The organism is Microcoleus sp. B5-D4 (assembly GCF_036705145.1).
In the GTDB taxonomy this organism is placed as follows: domain Bacteria; phylum Cyanobacteriota; class Cyanobacteriia; order Cyanobacteriales; family Microcoleaceae; genus Microcoleus.
Map to the genome: position 1 here is coordinate 1 of NZ_JAUBTV010000112.1, position 19,469 is coordinate 19,469.

At 44.6% G+C, this 19,469-nt stretch carries 7 protein-coding genes; 3 read left to right on the plus strand and 4 right to left on the minus strand.

All coding sequences use genetic code 11. The annotated features are described in order from the left end of the window. The first annotated feature begins 219 nt into the window (after positions 1-219). Both QUB10_RS30855 and QUB10_RS30860 read left to right on the plus strand, forming a co-directional pair. Positions 220-942, plus strand: a complete 723-nt coding sequence (locus QUB10_RS30855; RefSeq protein ID WP_333206973.1) for an IS1 family transposase — start codon at positions 220-222, stop codon at positions 940-942. Between the two features lie 189 nt (positions 943-1,131). Further along, entirely contained in the window at positions 1,132-7,131 is a 6,000-nt protein-coding gene (locus QUB10_RS30860) for a CHAT domain-containing protein (protein ID WP_333206974.1), read from the plus strand. 77 nt (positions 7,132-7,208) lie between these two features. Here QUB10_RS30860 and QUB10_RS30865 read toward each other — a convergent pair whose 3' ends face one another. From QUB10_RS30865 to QUB10_RS30880, 4 genes are all read right to left on the minus strand, one after another. Beyond that, positions 7,209-12,512, minus strand: coding sequence for an AAA family ATPase (locus QUB10_RS30865; protein WP_333206975.1), 5,304 nt, complete (start codon positions 12,510-12,512; stop codon positions 7,209-7,211). A 332-nt stretch (positions 12,513-12,844) separates the two neighbouring features. Then, positions 12,845-13,258, minus strand: a complete 414-nt coding sequence (locus QUB10_RS30870) for a hypothetical protein (protein WP_333206976.1) — start codon at positions 13,256-13,258, stop codon at positions 12,845-12,847. A gap of 334 nt (positions 13,259-13,592) precedes the next feature. Then, the gene (gene ligA, locus QUB10_RS30875; RefSeq protein WP_333206977.1) at positions 13,593-15,872 is read right to left on the minus strand and encodes an NAD-dependent DNA ligase LigA; all 2,280 of its coding nucleotides are present in this window, start codon (positions 15,870-15,872) and stop codon (positions 13,593-13,595) included. Between the two features lie 400 nt (positions 15,873-16,272). After that, positions 16,273-17,253: an Npun_R2479 family HD domain-containing metalloprotein gene (locus QUB10_RS30880; RefSeq protein ID WP_333206979.1), complete on the minus strand. Its 981-nt coding sequence runs from the start codon at positions 17,251-17,253 to the stop codon at positions 16,273-16,275. Positions 17,254-17,539: 286 nt separating this feature from the next. Here QUB10_RS30880 and QUB10_RS30885 point away from each other — a divergent pair, with 286 nt between their 5' ends. After that, positions 17,540-19,327 (plus strand): alpha/beta hydrolase, encoded by a 1,788-nt coding sequence (locus QUB10_RS30885; protein ID WP_333206978.1) that lies wholly within the window; start codon positions 17,540-17,542, stop codon positions 19,325-19,327. Positions 19,328-19,469 lie beyond the last annotated feature (142 nt).

Here is a 19,469-nt window from a genome sequence, read left to right on the forward strand (position 1 = left end):
TAGTTAGACTAAAAAAAGCTTTATGGCTTTGATTTTTGAAAAATACCAGTAAGATAATCACATCTGCGGAATGTGGGGTGCAAACAACGCTTCAATTACTTTTAATGCTCCAACGACTAACTTAAATGCAAATATTGTCACCAACGAACAGAAGGTAGTGCCCTGAAGGAAAGGATAGAGTAAGTTACTATTAGAGAGAAGTGTTTATCATAGTGTGATATGACAGTAGAGATTCCCCATTGTCCTAATTGTGGCTCAAAAGAAGTTAGTCGTAACGGTCAAACTCGGCATGGTAAACAAAACTATAAATGTCGAGAATGTGGTCGTCAGTTTGTTTTAAATCCGGCATGGAAACCTATTACAAAAGAACAAAAGGAGTTAATGTCACGGATGCTACTTGAACGTATTTCTCAGGCGGGAATTGCTCGGGTACTACAAGTGTCAGAAGATACAGTGCAGCGATACGTTAATAGCCAAGCGGCTGCTGTTAAGAAGCAAGTGGAGGTGACTCCCAAGGAAAAAAAGCGCTTGAGTGTTCAGATGGATGAGTTATGGTCATTCGTTGATAGTAAAGGAAATCAGCAGTGGGTCTGGCTGGCATTGGATGCCCAGACTAGGGAAATTGTTGGTGTACATATTGGAGATCGTAGCGCAGTATCGGCTCAAGCTTTATGGGATTCAATGCCACCAGTGTACCGTCAATGTGCAGTAATTTATACCGACCATTGGAGTGCTTATGATTCTGTATTGCCCAGCAAGCGTCATCGCAGTGTAGATAAAGATAGTGGTTTGACTAGCTATATCGAGCGCTTTAACTGTACTATTCGACAACGAGTATCTCGACTGGTAAGAAAGAGCTTAGGCTTCTCTAAAAAATTAGAAAATCATCTTGCTGCTATTTGGCGGTTTGTGCATCATTACAATGCTAATTTACAACTCTAAATGCCTACTTTTCTTTGAATTCAGTTTTATTCTCTCGATCCTTTCCTTCAGGGGACTACCGAACAGAATATTACCTTTGGTGAGCAAGTCTCTCTCGGTACGGGTTCTAATGTCATTCTCGATACTGGGTTAACGAATGCAGGCGACATTACTTTTGGGGGAACGGTTGAGGGCGATGGCAACCTAGTTTTGACTACAGGAACAGGCGTTATTAATGTCAACGGGCCTATTGGAAATCCAGTACCTTTACGTTCCCTGACAACAATCAATTCTTTCGATGTTAAGAGTCCGATCGATTTTTCGCTTGAAACTACAGGCGATATTACCGTTGGTAGTATGAGAAATCCCGGACGGGCGATCGCCCTTACCAGCACTAAGGGCAATATTGATACGACTGCAGGGGCAATTGATACCACATCCACTACCGGAAATGGTGGCCCGATCGCACTCAGTGCTAACAATACGATTAACGCTAGCAATCTTAACTCTAGTTCCACTGCTGGTGCTGGCGGAAAAATCGATATCACTAGCACAACTGGCGATATTGTTGCAGTCTCAGGATTATTTAACTCTAGTTCTACTTCCGGTGCTGGCGGAGATATCACCATCGCAACTCCCAATCAAGTTGGGATAAGTGGCATTGATGCTAATGGATTGCCCGGTACAGGAAATATTAGCATTAGTGGTAGTGAGATGGGCTTTTCGGGACTCCCAGATTCCGTGCAGGGTAAAGGTACTTTGTCTATTAAGCCGTTTTCGCCGAACGTAGGAATTCGCTTCCAGAAGGAACTTGCTGACGATCCGCAGGCGATCGATTTAGGAACGCCCTTTTTATCGGCATTGGCTAATGGATTTAGTGAAATTGTTTTGGGAACTAATAGTACCACAGGCAAGATCACTGTAGAAAATTTGCAGATATCTTTTAAAGATCCTGTGACTTTCAATACTCAAGGCACTATTTCTGTAAATCCCGATAGCTCGATTTTGGGAACTGATAATGCTTCAATTACTCTCAATGCTACAACTAATAACCTGAACGGCAATCTTACCACCCAATCTCAAGATATCACAATTAACGGCAATACCTTAGTTGGAGATAGCGTCTTAGTCAGCAATGGCATTTCAGCAGGTGGCAATATTCTATTTAACAATAATATTGATGGCAGTGGCAATCTCACTTTAGAAACAGGTACTGGAAAAATTGAGGTTAAAGGTTTAATCGGCGATGCGACAGTATTAGGAAATCTCACCGTCAACAGTGCTGGTTCAACTACATTTAATGCTGTCAACGCTACCAGTTTCACCACCAATGCTGGCGGTACAACCGAACTTAAGGGCGATGTCACTACAACTGGCACTCAAACTTATGGAGATGCTGTTACAATTGCCAACAATCCAATTCTCGAAGGCCGCGAAATTACTTTCAATAATACTGTTGACGGCAGCAGCGAGTTGACGGCGAATGCGGTTAGCGGTAATGTTACCTTCAATGGTGCAGTTGGAAATCCCACAAATGCGATCGGCAATTTAACAGCTAACTCTACAGGAACAACCGCATTTAATCAAACAGTCAATGCCGCGAGTTTGACTACAGATGCTGACGGCATAACTCAAGTGAAGGGAAATGTTACTACAACTGGCAGTCAAACTTATGGAGATGCAGTTACAATTGCCAACAATCCCATTCTCGCAGGCAGCGAAATTACTTTCAATAATACTGTTGACGGCACCAGCGATTTAACTGTGAATGGGGGTACTGGTAATGTTACATTCAATGGTGCAGTTGGTGCTGTAACTCCGATCGGCAATTTAACAGCTAACTCTACAGGCACAACCGCATTTAATCAAACAGTGAATGCCGCGAGTTTGACTGCAGATGCTGGCGGCACAACTCAAGTCAAGGGAAATGTTACTACAACTGGTGCTCAAACTTATGGAGATGCAGTTACAATTGCCAACAATCCGATTATTTCAGGTGACAGCATTACTTTCAATAATACTGTTGATGGTACCAGCAATTTGACTGTGAAGGCGACTAGCGGTAATCTTACCTTCAAAAGTGCGATCGGCGAAACAACTCCTCTCACAAGTTTAACTGCCAACAGCAAGATATCTTTAGGCGGGAATGTCACTACAACCGGCAGTCAAACTTATGCAGATGCTGTGACGGTTGCCAATAATCCGATTCTCGCAGGCAGCGACATTAGTTTCAATAATACAGTTGACGTGGCTGGCAATCTCGGTATTGCTGCGGACAATGTTAATCTTAAAGGAACTGTAACAACCACCAATGACGGCACGCTCACAATTACCAATAAGGTGAATCTCAATATTGAGAAAAACCTGAACTTGGACGGTGAATTTATTCAAAATGGCGGTGGAACAGTTGCGGCTAGCGGAAATATTACAACAACTAATGATAACATTAGTTTTAGCGCTCCGGTGACATTAAAAGCTCCTGTAACTTTTACACTGGGGGATGCAACTATTGATTTCGGTTCGAGTTTGTCAGCAGGTAGTAACCCGCTGACTTTAAGGGCAGGTGAAATTAATTTTTCGGGGAATGTTTCGGGTACGGGCGTGCTAACGCTGCAACCAGCAACAGCCGGACAAAATATTGTTGTTGGCGGAACAGATAACAATACTAGCGCTTTAGATTTGACTGCTGCGGAACTTAATTTGATTCAAAATGGATTTAGCTCGATCGCGATCGGGCGATCGGATAGCAGTGCAAATGTTAGTATTTCCTCTAATCTTACATTTTTAGATCCAGTAAATATTCAAACGGGAACGGGTACGATCGCACTTGATGGCACTCTTACCGGCAATGACAACAGCAGCATTGCTCTCAAGGCTGCCACAATTAATTTGAATGATGGCATCAATACCAATAAAAATCCGATCGATCTCAACGGCACTGTCACACTCGGCAACGATATTAATCTCACTACCGGCGGCGGAGATATTAAGATAATTGGTGCGATAGGTGGTAATCATTTGTTGAACTTAGATGCCGCTACAGGCAATGTGTTAGTGCAAGGAAATATCGGAGAAACAACGCCATTATCTGTTTTGAAGGCTACTGCATCAAATGCAGAATTTATTGGAAACGTTAACAGTAATTCTGGTTTTAATATTACGGGATTAAATACTAAATTAGGCGGTAATATTACCACTAATAACGGCAACCTTAATATTAGCAATGCTGTGGTTTTGACAAAGGATGCGGTATTTAGTACGGCAGGGGGAAATATTGCTTTGGGTGCGATCGACAGTGACAGCATTAATGTCCGCAACTTAACTCTAGCCTCCGGTAGCGGCAGCATAACTTTCAACGGTGCGGTGGGTGCCACCAGCAAGTTAGGAAATCTTGCGATCGAAAATGCTGGCAATGTGACAGGAAACTCGACAATTAACGCGCAACAATTGACAGCACTAAACACAGAAAAAGTCAATTTATTGGGAGATGTCACCGCCGCCAAAGTCGATATTACTGCCAAGGGTGATCTAACCGTTAAAAATATTACTGCTAATGGCGGAGAAATTCTATTTACAACTGGTAACAATTTCACCGCAGGCAATTTGAATACATCGGCAAACAGTGGCGGCAACATAACTGTTAAGGCGATAACTTCAATTACAACCGGACAAATTAACTCTAGCGGTATAGTCGGAAATGCCGGCAATGTGTTCTTAGATCCGATCGGCGATATTCAAGTAGAGTTTATCAATGCCGAAGGCGGTACAGGCGGCACCGGTGGCGATGTCACAGCAATAACAGGCAATTATTTCCGCGCTACGGGTACTTTTTCCACCCCACTGTCGCCGACGGGATTTGCTAGCATTTCTACTGCTGGCGGCACAGGTAGCGGAAATATCGCAATTACACACGCTGGGGGAGATAGAGGGACGCCGATTCAACCGTTTGTGGTAGGGGATGCTGCTAGCAACGGTACGGCGGGTGCAATTACCACGGGACAATCTACCATTACATCGCAGTCGTTTCCGCGTTCTAGTAGTGTTGGTAATATTGTATTTTCCACTGATGACGCGATCGACCCGCCGCCAACACCAACTCCCACTCCGGTAGAAACTCCGACTCCGACTCCGAGTGAAACTCCCACTCCGGTAGTAACTCCAACTCCGACTCCGAGTGAAACTCCCACTCCGGTAGAAACTCCGACTCCGACTCCGAGTGAAACTCCAACTCCGGTAGTAACTCCAACTCCGACTGCAATTGTCACTCCAACTCCGGTAGTAACTCCCACTCCGACTGCAATTGTCACTCCAACTCCGGTAGTAACTCCCACTCCGACTGCAAGTGTGACTCCAACTCCGGTAGTAACTCCCACTCCGACTGCAGTTGTCACTCCCACTCCGACTGCAGTTGTCACTCCCACTCCGCTAGTAACTCCAACTCCGACTGCAGTTGTCACTCCAACTCCGGTAGTAACTCCAACTCCGACTGCAGTTGTCACTCCCACTCCGCTAATAACTCCAACTCCGACTGCAGTTGTCACTCCCACTCCGCTAATAACTCCAACTCCCACTCCGGTAGTAACTTCAACTCCGACTGCAGTTTTCACTCCCACTCCGCTAATAACTCCAACTCCCACTCCAAGTGTCACCCTAACTCCCACTCCAAGTGTCACTCCCGCTTCGATCGATCCTACGGAAATACAAGTGCCCACACCTGTGACAGCGCCAAACTCGCCCACAGCCGCCGATACACCCACACCCGAACCGTCAACCTCCGATGAACAAGACTTTAAACGCCCCGAAAGTCGATCGCTAGACAATCTCGGTGTTGCTGCTGCCGATCATCGAATTTTAACCATCGATCAAAGTATCATCAGTCAATTACCCGCTGGCATCGTAGCCTCTTCACTCGCATCCCAACAAGCACCAACAGTTAACCCTACTTCTAATTTAGTTCTGGGATATGTTCCGTCTCCCGATCGACTTTTTGAAGGTAACGACATACAGAAAACAGTCTGGGGAATCGAAGAAATGAGGAATCAAGAATTTGCAGAATACCTGGGGGTAGAAGCCAACATCCTAGAGGAAAAAACCTTGATTTCGACATCCCAACAAACTTTACAAAATATCGAACAGCAAACCGGCAAGCGGTCTGGTATTATCTACATGGTCTCGCGAGAAGATCAATTGGAACTAATTTTAGTTCCTCCCGCCGGGTGGCCGATTCACTACAGCGTCCCCGAAGCCAACAAAGCAGCTCTTTTCCCCACCGTCCAGGAGTTTCGCGCTGAAATCACCAATCCCGCAAAACGCGATACTAGCACTTATCTAGCCGCCGCTCAGCAACTATATAAATGGGCGATCGCACCCCTAGAAAAAGACTTACAAAACTTAGGAATTCAAACTTTGTTACTATCAGTCGATCCGGGATTGCGGAGCCTGCCCTTTGCCGCTTTGCACGACGGTAAAGGCTTCTTGATTGAAAAATACAGTTTCAGCCTAATTCCGAGTTTTAGTTCGACTAATACCGATTATAAAGCTGTTAGAGACGCCACAGTGCTAGCAATGGGAAGGTCAGAATTTGTTGACCAACAGCCCTTGCCCAGTGTGCCGATCGAATTGCAGGCGATTTCGGCTCAGTGGCAGGGCCCATCTTTCCTCAATTCTGCTTTCACTTTAGATAATCTCACGTCGGAACACGCCAAGGGAGGATTTCGGATCGTTCATCTAGCAACTCACGCTGAATTCAAACCGGGAAAAGCGAGCAATTCCTACATTCAAATGTGGAATTCCAAATTGCAGCTCGATCGCATGGAGAGTTTAAATTGGCGCAATCCGCAGGTAGACTTGTTAGTATTGAGTGCTTGTAGAACTGCTGTGGGCGATCGGGAAGCAGAGTTAGGTTTTGGAGGTTTAGCAGTAAAATCCGGCGCGAAATCTGCTTTAGGGAGTTTGTGGTATGTTGACGATGGAGGCACTTTGGGGCTAATGAGCGAATTTTACCACCAGTTGCGAGGAGCCACAACTAAGGCAGAAACTCTGCAACTTGCTCAACAGGCGATGATTGCTGGTAAAGTTCGGATGGAAAACGGACAGTTAGTAACAACAGCGAGCAACTTGAATTTACCGCCTAATATACAACAACAAAACCAAGATTTTTCTCATCCTTACTACTGGAGTAGTTTCACAATGATCGGAAGCCCTTGGTAAGCGGTCATCTTGATTTCTTGAGTCTCGCGTTGCGCGGACTTTGGTTGTGTAGTAGCGGTTTCAACCGCCCACTGACTCTATTTCTGCTTCATCACCACCAAAGTAATATCATCAAAAACCCTCTGAGTGCCCATATACTGCCGCACATCATCAATCACAGCTTCCCGAATTTCTTGGGCACAGCGCTGACGATTTTCAACCACCACTTCCCACAACCTCTTTAATCCGTACTGCTTTTTATTAATATCGAAAGCTTCAGGAATTCCATCAGTATAAAGCACCACCACATCCCCAGGATTTAACTGCACTTCTGAAGAAGCAATAAACTCGCCAATCTCTTCTACTAAGCCAATGGGAAAGCCTAAATCCATCGTGTCTATGCGCTCCAATTTTCCATCAGCACGCACCACAATCATTTCCTCATGTTGTCCGCTTAATTTGACGACACCTCCGGCATAGTCTAAGATAGCTAGAGACATATTTCTAGAGGAGTCCATGCGCTGGAGATTGTCATAAAGAGTCTGGTTGAGGACATCCAAAAACTTCACTGGATCTGTTTCGTTCATTTTCTGAAGCGTCCTGACAGCCGTTTGTGCCATAATCATCAACACGCCACTTTCTAAACCATGTCCGGTGACATCGCCAATACTAATTTTTACTTGGCCATCTTGTTGCAATACATCGTAGTAATCGCCGCCCACTTCGTCAGCAGGTTCCATAAAACCTGCTATTTCTAAGCCTTCAATTGCCTCTAATTCTGACTGTTTTGGCAACACCATTTGTTGCAGTTGTTTGACAATATCGAGTTCTGCACTCATGCGGACATTTTCGGCTTTTAATTTCTGATTCAGGGTGCTAATTTCTTGATTCGCTTCAGCTAGTTGAGCCGTGCGTTCTTGAACTTTATCTTCTAAGTTTTGATAGAGTCGGGCATTTTCGATCGAAATAGCTGCTTGGGAAGATAATATTTTTAAGACTTCCAATCTATCTGGGGTAAACGCCCCGGTAATCAGATTATTTTCCAGATACAGAATGCCGATCAGTTTGCCTTGATTAATAATAGGAGCGCCTAATACTGACTTAGGCATATTTTTTATAATATAAGGTTCGCTAGTAAAAACACCCTCTTTCGTAGCCTCTGATAGCACGACATCTTCCTGAGTTCTCGCTACATATTTTATCATACCTACAGGAAGAGCATCGCTGTCTTCAATCGAAATATTTTGCAAAACTTCTACTTGTGCTTTATCAACTTCACCTCTAGCTTCAATGGTTAACTTATCCTTATTTGACAAGACAAGAAAGCCTTTTTGTGCTCCGCCATTTTCCAGTAAAATTGTCATTAACTTCTCTAACAATTTGTTGCTTGCAATTTCACCAGCCAGAACTTGGGAAGCTTTGATAACTGTGGACAAGTCTATCTGGGAATTTCCTCCACTTGTTGAATAAGCTGTGTCCATAGCTGTAGTCTGCAAATCAACTTGTTTCTTGGCAGATACCTTGGGGATTAACTGCGGATATTTCTGCTCTACATCCTCTACTTTACGCTTAGCCCCCCAAATTTGGTAGCCATAATGCGCTTTTCTCATATAAAGTTTGGCAATTTCCTTTTTGCCTTTCCCTAACCAGAATTGGGCTGCTAGTTCATTACCTAAAGCTTCATTCTGAATATACTCATTTTCATGAGCTGAAGCAATGGCGCGATCGTATAAATCTATTGCTTCCATTCCTTGACCAGAAATACGCGCAATTTCTGCCTCCACCAACAGGTATTTGTGCAGAAAGTTTTCAGGACAACTATCTGCCCAAATTTTCATCTGTTGTTGGTTGGTTTCAATTTGTTTTTGATAACTAATTTGTTCTGATTTACTAACGGTTGGATAAACAGCCAGTAAAATTAAAGAATTATAGAAGTTATTAACGGCATTCGTAATCATCCCTTGTACATAAGGTAACATGGTTTTAGCTTCTTGGATACAAGCTAAAGCAGTAACACTGTCACCATACAAGTAGAGGACTTGGGCTTTATAGGTTAAATAGTTACCCAGAGCAAAAAAGTTTTGATTAGTTTGACAATCTTCGAGATAATCAGCTTCAGTGAGGGATTCGCTGGCAAATTCTCTGGGTTTGGGACTCAATCCACTTAAATTATAAATGAAGAGTTGACTGGCAAGGATGGTATGATAAGCTAATAAATTTTTAGTTTTAGCTGTGAATTTTAAATAATCCTTGAGAAGGGCTAATATTTCGAGAAGATTTTTACCAGACACAAAAAAATTAAGCATTTGATGGAAGGTGATATAGCCTGCAAACTGTAGCTCTCCTGACTCCAAACCCGCTTGATAACCTTCGTTATTAATCGCTTCAGCTTCTTTTATAGGGATAACCCAATGTTGGATGTGATTAGCCATGTTATTAGCAGCTTTGGCTTTCATGGATGAGTCATTAAAGCGCTTAGAAATGTTTAAACCTAAACGAGCAAATTCATAACCTGACCGATATTCTTGTAAAACTGAACTGAGGATAAGTCCATAGCTGGTATAAGCTTTAGCGGAAGCAGCAATAGCACCGTATTTAATGCAAATATAAGCCATTTTGGCCGCAATAATTCCATACAGTTCAGGGTTACTGAAATAAGCTGGTGGATCGGCGCTGACTAATAAAGTTAGGGCTGCTCTCATTTCCAGGCTCGTCATTTCTGGCTGCTCTTGTAGGGTGCTAATTTCCCCAGGGTGCCAAAGTTTTCGCACTTCTGCTAGTTCTTTTTTTAAAGCCTTCGTGAAATCTTTATCCGTTAACTCAATCCCCAATAAGTTTAAAGCTTGTCGAGCGACGGTAATAGCTTTTTCATATTTGGACATCATGGTTAACATGACGATTAAAATATTATAAACTTCGGCTTTTTCTAAGTTGGTTTTGCATTTATCTATTACTAAATAAATTAATTTTTCAGCATAATCAAAGTTAGTATTTAAATATTCAATCTCTGCTTGTTCTTGATGAAGTTTCAAGGTCAATTGATATTCTTCTTGCCAAAAATCACCACTTAATAAAGATATGCCGATCGTCAAATATTCTCGCGCCGCTAGATAAGCGGTTGAGTCTTTCGCTTTGCGGGCGGCGATTAAATTAAATTTAGCTAAGGCTATTTTTTCGCTTTGATCGGTAATTAACTCGCGCCCAAGATTAAAATGTTCAACTATATCAAAAATTTTTGCCTCTCGCTCTTTCACGGGAGTATTCACTTTTAACAAGCGTCCAATTTTTAAGTGAACGGCTTTTTTTTCATCTTCAGGAATTAAAGTATAAGCAGCTTGTTGTACTCGGTCATGTAGAAATTTATAATCCTGTATTAATAGGTTTTCATCTAACTCCGATGTTGGCAAGATGAATCCACTCTGAAGGGCTGCAAGTAGATCAGAAAAAATCACTTCTGGCGGTTTTTCACAAACAATCGACAGGATATTTAAGTAAAAAGATGCGCCGATACAAGATGCTAAACGTAAAACCTGTTGGGTGAGAGGAGGCAGTTTTTGCAACTTGCCTATCATCAACTCGATCACATTATCGGTGATATTTTGGGCCTGAATTTGGGCAATATTCCACTGCCAATGATGAGATTGCAAATCCAAGGTTATTAGCTTTTCCGCCTCCAGAGTTTTCAGAAATTGATTAACAAAAAACGGATTACCTCCTGTTTTATTCATCACCAGTTCTGCCAAGGATTTTACCGTCTCCGTGTCGCTATATAATGTATCGCCAATCAGTTGGTTAATATTTTCTGGGGCTAAAGGTGATAAAGTAATATAATTGATAGTGGCTCCTTGTTTGCGTAATCCATCCAGGGTCATAATTAAGGGGTGCGTTGGGCTAACTTCGTTATCCCGATAGGCTCCAATCAAAAACAAATATTGCATATCTGTTTCCGTCATCATCAATTCAATTAACTTGAGTGTCGCCGAGTCAGCCCACTGCAAATCATCCAAAAATATGACTAAAGGATGCTCTTTTGTGCAAAAGGCTCGGATGAAGTTACCCAAGACAATATTAAATCGATTTTGTGATTCGGTTGCCCCTAATTCTGGCACTGGAGGCTGCTTGCCGACAATCAGTTCCACTTCGGGAATTACATCAATAATCACTTGACCATTGACACCAAAAGCATCTCTAAGTTTTTCTCGCCATTGTTCAAGCTGTATTTCATTTTCAGTTAATAGTTGCCGCACTAATCCCTTAAAGGCGCTAACCACAGCGGAGTAAGGAATACTCTTTTGAAATTGGTCAAATTTGCCGGCGGTGAAATAGCCGCGCAGTCGGGTATTTGGTTTGTGAATTTCGGCTACTAGAGATGATTTGCCAATGCCAGAATAACCCGCCACCAACATCATTTCTATTTGGGATTGGGGATTGTCCGCTACTCGCTCAAATGCTTTTAGTAGTGCTTCTACTTCGGCTTCGCGTCCGTAGAGCTTTTGGGGAATTTGAAACTGCTCGGAAATGTCTTGAGCCCCTAAAGAGAAATCAGATATATTTCCTGTCGCTTGTAACTGATGCAAACATTCTGCTAAATCATTTTTGATTCCGAAACCACTTTGGTATCGCTCCTCAGCGGTTTTTGCCATCAGTTTCATTACCATATCTGACAGGGCATTGGGAATTTCTGGATTAATTTGATGAGGAGAAATGGGCACTTTAGCAATATGACAATGCACTAACTCCAGGGCATCATTTGTTTCAAAAGGAATTTGTCCTGTCAGCAACTCATAAAAAGTGGCACCGAGAGAGTAAAAGTCGGTGCGGTAATCTAGAGAACGATTCATTCTTCCCGTTTGCTCTGGTGAAATATAAGCTAAAGTACCTTCTTGGACATTGGGATTTTTTAAGGTGGGATTTTCGCGGTTAAATTGAGTGGAAATGCCAAAGTCTATGATTTTGAGTTGCCCGGTTTCTTGGTTAAAAATAATGTTGGCGGGGTTAATATCTTTGTGGATAATATTTGCCGAGTGAATACTGCTTAAAATCTCCGCCGTTTTCATGGCAATGCTCAAAAATTCCTGTAGGGGCAATGCCCCCGTGCCTGCTTCCCTACGCTCATTCATCAACTGTTTTAAAGATGACGCGCCAAAATCCTCAAGGATGATACACAGGGTTCTCTGATAGGGTTTTAATTCATAAGCTTTAATTACTCCATCTAGATTCAGATTTCGGGTAATTTCATATTCCTGCTTATAGCGAACCAGTTCGGAGGGTGTAGGATAGTCTTCTTTGAGGAATTTAAGAATGACGGCTTGGTTGTCCTGTTGGCGGATGCCTCGATAAACGGTGGAGTTGATACTTTCGTAGATTTGAGTGAGAATCTCGTAGCCGTTAATCTCGATCATTTTCAGGTTTCAATGATAGAAGAAAATGTTATTAAAGATAGTCAGCAATCATTAGGGGCGAGCGGACTTATCCATTATAGTAGCTGAGGATGCTTTGATACCCATGCTAAAGGTGAAATCTTCACATTAATATACTGTCGCACATCATCTATCACAGATTACCTCATCGCAAAAGCAGGTAACTTTCATTACCTGCTAATTTACAACAAGAAAAACAAGAGTTTTCCGCTCTTTATTGCTGGAGTATTTTCACGGCGGTAATTTTTTTGTAATTCCCATATTTTAAGTAGCAAATCTGTTCATTCAACAATCCTCTCAAACCCGCAGATGCTCTATCTAGGGTTGATTTGTCTCGGATTTGGGGCCGCTGTTCCGTAATTGACTCGACAGCCGATGTTGAACAAACTGGAACTGCACTCAAGAGGGACAATCTGCTGATCGAGGAGGGCGCTGCAACTGACATACTCGTCGTTATTAGTATCTCTTACCATACATTCGATCGGCTGAGCACCCGATCGCGCCGACCAACTCTTCATACCTACGACTGCAATCATATGCTGCCAGTAGAAAGCAAATAGCAAAACTCCCAAAAGTACAGCAATGGCTAATCCTGCTTTCAACTTCCAACTATTTAGGACGTTTCCCAAACTATTTTTCACGTTTTCCACTCCCGAAATTGAGCTTTCGGTAGTTATTTCGGGAGTTGTCAAGTTTGTTTGTGTTTGTTCTGCTGGAATTTCCGACATAATGTATCTCCTATGATTGCTGGGATTTGGCTAAGCTGGCAGTTGCGATCGCTATTGCAAACTTTATCAAATTTTAGCAAAACTCGCCTGTACCGACAACCGATTGGGGCCGCACCGCCGGGGAAGTATGTATATTGACCAAGTGCACTCGCCATTTCTATGCCTTTTGAGGTATTGCCCAATTCGCGAGGGACTATTTTCCACCTAGGGAAATAGAATGGTTGGCGATGTTCTCGGAAAACGGCTCAAGTGAATCAGCTTTTTTACGAACCGCAGAGGGCGCAGAGGGCGCAGAGAAAGAAAAAAGAGAGATATATTGACTTTCACCAATCATTTATGGTCTCGATAGCAGTTCTAATAACTCAGATTCCGACAGTTGTTCGATCCCCAAAGATTGAGCCTTTTCCAACTTAGAACCCGCATCTTCTCCCACAACCACATAATCAGTTTTAGCGCTAACAGAACTTGTGACTTTACCTCCTGCTTTTTGAATCAAATCTTTAGCTTCATCTCGTTTCAAAGTGGGCAAAGTTCCGGTAAGCACAAAGCTTTTGCCTGTAAGTTGTAAATTTGTGCTGGCTAAATTGGGATTTTTTACTTCTGACTGCAATTGCAAACCCGCAGTTTTCAACCGTGCAATTAAACTTTGATTAGCCGGCACTCGAAACCACTGACAAACAGCTTGAGCAATTTCCGGCCCGATGCCGTAAACGCCCTCAATCGATGCCGCCGATACCCCTGATAACTCTTCTACATTTGCAAACCTTTCTGTTAGCAATTGAGCATTCACGCTGCCGACATGGCGGATGCCCAAGCCGTAAAGTACGCGCGAATAAGGTTGATTTTTCGATTGGGCGATCGCACTTACCAACTTTTCTGCTAACTTTTTACCCATGCGTTCCAAACTCATCAATCTTTCCGCTGTCAAATCGTACAAATCCGCCGCAGAATGCACCAGATTACTATCAACCATCTGCTGCACCAACTTTTCGCCAACACCGTTAATATCCAGAGCATCCCGGCTGCAAAAATGAATCAGCGAACCCCTCAAAATTGCTGGACAAGATGTATTGATGCAGCGAGTAACGGCCTCCCCCTTTTCCCGAACCACAGGCTGTTCGCATTCGGGACAGCAACTAGGCATTTGGAAAAGTTGAGCATTTTGGGGGCGAAGTTCCGGCAAAACTCGCACAACTTCTGGTATAATTTCCCCAGCTTTTCTGACAATCACAGTATCGCCAATATGGAGATTTAGGTCGGAAAGTCGATCGCTATTATGGAGAGAAGCCCGCGAAACCGTCGTCCCCGCCAACTGCACCGGTTTGAGTTCCGCTACAGGAGTCAGAGCCCCGGTTCTGCCTACTTGCACGGTGACAGCTTCTACTATTGTAGGCACTTCGGCCGCAGGATACTTCAGGGCGATCGCCCAACGCGGAAACCTCTGAGTAAAACCCAATTGTTTTTGTAGCAAAACCGAATTAATCTTAACAACAACCCCATCCGTCATGTAAGGCAAATTCCGCCGCTCAGTATCCCAATATTCGTAATACTCGCGAACCTCATCCAAAGAATAGCAAATTTTGCGATAGGGATTCACCTTAAACCCCATTCGTCGCAACAATTCCAACGAATCCCACTGCGTGTTACCCTCGTTACCTTGATCTAAATGCAGAGTATAAGCAAAGAAATCCAATTTGCGCTTATCCACAATTTTAGAATCCAACTGCCGCAGCGTACCCGCCGCAGCATTGCGAGGATTAGCAAACAATTGTTCCCCCGCTTTTTGCCGTTCCCGATTAATTTCTTCAAACACAGCTAAAGACAAAAAAGCCTCTCCCCGCACTTCCACAACAGGCGGCGGATTATCTAAATTGAGCTTCAGAGGAATCGAACGAATAGTTTTGACATTTTGAGTAATTTCCTCTCCCCTAATGCCGTCTCCTCGCGTCGCACCGCGAACTAAAACCCCATTTTCATAGGTTAACGCTAAAGCAGAACCGTCAATTTTTAACTCGCAAACATAGGAAACCCCCCCCAACCCCCCCTTGCTAAGGGGGGGAGTAATTTCCCTGTTTTCCTGATTGCTAATGGAAGATGTTATTCCCTCTTGTCCCCCCCCTTGATAAGGGGGGGTTAGGGGGGGTACATTTCCCTCTTGTCCCCCCCCTTGATAAGGGGGGGCTAGGGGGGGTGCATTTCCTTCTTGACCGGGGGTTAGGGGGGGTATATTTCCCTCTTGTCCCCCCCCTTGATAAGGGGGGGTTAGGGGGGGTGCATTTCCCTCTTGACCGGGGGTTAGGCGGGGCGCTACCCTTTGCCAGCGTTCCTGCCATTTAGCAAATTCCTCAAAATTAAAAGCATTTTCCAAACTGTAGAGAGGAATATTGTGTTTGACGCTAAAAAATTGAGTAGCAGGCTGTTCTCCCACGCGCTGAGTCGGACTTTCCGCAGTAATTAATTCAGGATAATCTGATTCTAATTCTTGCAACTGGCGATAAAGTCGATCGTACACCTCATCTGGCATAATCGGCGCATCGAGAACATAATAAGCATAGCTAGCTTCCTGTAGCTGCTGCCTCAACTGTTGAATTTGCTGCTGAATCTCAGTTGCCATATCGATTTAAGGTTTGAGATTTTTGATTTTTGATTTTTGATTATAACTCTCCATTTTAGCTCAAAAAAAAGGAGCGAGCAACCTCTCTGCTGCCAGACAGATTTTAGATTGGAGATGATCAATGTCAATTTGAGCTAAAAACAAAGATCCAGCAACTAGAAAATCAAAACTTATCCTAATTGTCACCCTGCCCAAAAACGGATACTTACTTTCCGACAGGAGTTGCCAGTCGGCCAAAATTTTAGACTCTTGTTCAACATCCCAGATTCATCTCAGGAGGAAATTTCAAATCCTTCGACTGATTGAACGCCGAACGTTGCGCCAAACCTGTCACGCCGAATTCTCAATTTTAAAATCCATTGACTCGCCTTTATAGCTGCCAATTTATGGGCGTCAATCCTCACAAATTCAAGTCGGGAAACTCGGTAAATTTCTTATTTTCCCCGGACATGGAAGGTTGAAGATTATCACCATCTTTTTCGCCGTTTAAGTTGCGATTGGCGGGGAATTTGGTGAATTCTTGAGCGTTTGGCTTGGTGAAAGCGAGCGGTTCAGCGTGTTCTACCTGAAATACATTGGCGTAGAGGTTGGCAATAATTTGTTTGCCTCCCTGGGTCAATTCCAAGTAGTTCAAAGCGGCAGGAATGTAGGGAAAAACTCCATTCCAATAAAACTTGGCGTAATTTTGCCGCAAATCTCCTGGAGACTTGTAGCCCAAGATTTTATTAGTGCCGACTTCCTCAAATTCGTAGAACAGAGCACTTATTTTTCGCAGGTAATTGGGGTCGCTCAACTGACCGATCAAATCGGCGGCCCTAGCGAGTCCAGAATAATTATTTCTGTCTTGATGAGTTTCGCTAGCAGGAACTGGGAAGCGCGTCAATTCAATATTGCGCTTGATTTGTTCGGCATCAATTAATGTGTGGCCGCCGAAGCGTTCGTCAATTACGAGTTTTCCTCGATCGACATGATAAGGAGTTAAACTGGCAGAAGTTGCGCCGATCGGCACAGAAACCATGCCCCCGTCAATACCCGTAGCATAGAGTCCCACAGCTTCTTGGTCTTGGCGGCAAACACCTTTGACGTAGCCGATATCGTGACACAGGAGCGAGATCAGGTAGTGCAGCCAATCTTCCGGCGACACTCCCCCTTCGCGAATATGCTTGCCCCGGAGAATCTCTTGTCCCACCAAAGCCACGAGCATTGTGTGTTCCACATTGTGGTATAGAGCATCGCAGTTAGCGATATTTTCCAGAGCCATAGTCCCAGCCCAGGCGATAATTTCAGGGTAGTCAGGCTTGTACTTGCCGTAGGTGCGACGGTAGCCGGCCTGCAACTCTTGCACAAAAGCGTCAATCAGGATAGCAGTTGCATTGAACATCATAAATTCTCCCACTCAGGCTGTAGTTACAAACTCGATCGAAAATATCTTGCATAGCTGAAAAAATAATCAATGGGCATTCCAGTAGGTTTGACCCCTCGGTGTTGAATTTTAAATTTCAGCTAGTCTTGTCAGGTCAGAAAATTGCTTTTTTGGCTATGCTTCCCAAGATAACCTAATTTCCGAAGCATCCGAAGCAACAGATCGATTTTTCGGCATTAAATGTTGGCGAAACAATTTACATCATTTCACCGACTAATTATTAGAAGTCCTAGGTGTGAAAGTTATGAACTGTCTGTTTTCGAGCCTCTCCACTGCTGCCCTTCGCTCTCGGCGGTCGATCGCCCAAAAATACCTAGGATTGTGTGCATTCACGGCTGTTTGCACCGCCGCACCGGCAATGGGTGCCGAGCGAATTTACGTAACTTACGGGCCACTAGAAGAATCAGTTCCCATCGAATCCCTGGCACTCTTCGCCAAAGAAGGCAAAATAGACTCAAACTTGGACGGCTTCGCTCAGTACGCCAAAGAATCTCAGCTAGCTGAGATTCGCAGCGCCCTGCAAGCGAAAGCTGAAATCAGCCCCGTGACGATCGCCCAATTTCTCTACACGCCTCAAGGAGAAGTGCTGCTGAAACGCTTGGGCCGAGTAATTCAAACCAAAGCTCGGCAGCCTGGATTTTATGCCATCCGAGCCGCCCTGATTTTAGCAGCATCAGATTCAGAAGGCCTGACAATTCTCAACGTGCTGCGGAAATTCCCCACCTATGGCATCAGGATTGACATCGCCCGCGCCTTGGGTATCGCCAACGAGCTGACATCGCTGATCAACCGTTCCAATCAGACGATCGCCGGAGTCGCCCAGTTGTCCGAAGCACAAGCAGCCTCTGAACCCGCCATACCGCCCGCCGAAATGCTGCAGCCCCAACTACCGGGTCCCTATACTTGGAAAAAATCATCGGTAACTCTGACGAGTCCAAATCGCGTTAGCGAAGCCCGCCCCTACGGGGGCTACGCCAACGAAGAGGATCGCACGTTTGATATGGACATTTACCTGCCACAGCGAAGCAGGCAACCGGCCCCAGTAGTAGTAATTTCCCACGGTTTAGGTTCCGATCGCCTTTCCTTCGAGTATTTAGCCAAACACCTAGCCTCCTACGGCTTTGCCGTCGCTGTCCCCGAACACCCCGGCAGCAACGCCCAACAAATCCAAGACTTAGTAACAGGCAGAGCCAATCAAGTAGCAGAACCAGCAGAATTTGTCAACCGCCCCCTCGACATCAAAGACCTGCTCGATTATTTAACCAAACTTTCTACAACCGATCCGGCCTACCAAGGGCAGTTCGACTTGCAGCGAGTCGGCGTCATCGGCCAGTCTTTCGGTGGCTATACGGCTTTAGCATTAGCCGGGGCAGGGATTAATTTTGCACAGCTAGACAAAGATTGCGGACTCGAGAACGATAGTTGGAACCTCTCCCTACTGTTGCAGTGCCGCGCCCGCGGCCTAGAGCGCAACCAGTACAATTTCGGCGACCCGCGCATCAAAGCTGTGATCGCCGTTAACCCGATCGTTAGCAGCATTCTCGGAGAAACAAACCTCAGCAAAATCCAAATCCCAGTAATGGTAATCGCAGGCAGCGCCGATACCGTCGCCCCCGCTTTCCTCGAACAAATTCAACCGTTCACATGGCTGACATCGCCCAACAAATATCTCGTACTGATGAACAATGGGACTCACTTCTCAACGATCGAGGAATCCCCTCAAAGCCTATTTCTGCCACCACCACAGGTTATCGGACCCGAACCAGCTTTAGCCCGCCGCTACCTCAGCGGACTCAGCCTAGCTTTCATGGAAAGCTATTTGAACAATAAATCCAATTTCCGCCCGTATTTGGAGCCATCCTACGCTTTAAGCATCTCCAGAGACACTCTCGGACTGAGAATTTTGCGATCGCTCACCCCGCAGCAACTCCAGCAGTTCAGGATTTCTCCACCTCCTCGCAGGCCAGTCTCTCCACCTGTTCTGGCTCCTGTTCCTCTACCTTCTCCACCTCCCATAGCTCCCGTTCGTTAGGGTTGAGGTGCGCCGCGTGTGCACGCTGTCATCTATTTTCGCGCGGGGGCGATGGGCCATCTCTTTCCTCTCATCAGCTTTCCTAATCACACTCATCAGTTTAACTGTCGTCAAACCCCTTTACAAACGTTAACAACACCGT

Coding starts and splice junctions, on each gene's coding strand:
- ligA (WP_333206977.1), bottom strand. CDS start 15,872: ATGGCAACTGAGATTCAGCAGCAAATTCAACAGTTGAGGCAGCAGCTA.
- QUB10_RS30870 (WP_333206976.1), bottom strand. CDS start 13,258: ATGTCGGAAATTCCAGCAGAACAAACACAAACAAACTTGACAACTCCC.
- QUB10_RS30855 (WP_333206973.1), top strand. CDS start 220: ATGACAGTAGAGATTCCCCATTGTCCTAATTGTGGCTCAAAAGAAGTT.
- QUB10_RS30885 (WP_333206978.1), top strand. CDS start 17,540: ATGAACTGTCTGTTTTCGAGCCTCTCCACTGCTGCCCTTCGCTCTCGG.
- QUB10_RS30880 (WP_333206979.1), bottom strand. CDS start 17,253: ATGTTCAATGCAACTGCTATCCTGATTGACGCTTTTGTGCAAGAGTTG.
- QUB10_RS30865 (WP_333206975.1), bottom strand. CDS start 12,512: ATGATCGAGATTAACGGCTACGAGATTCTCACTCAAATCTACGAAAGT.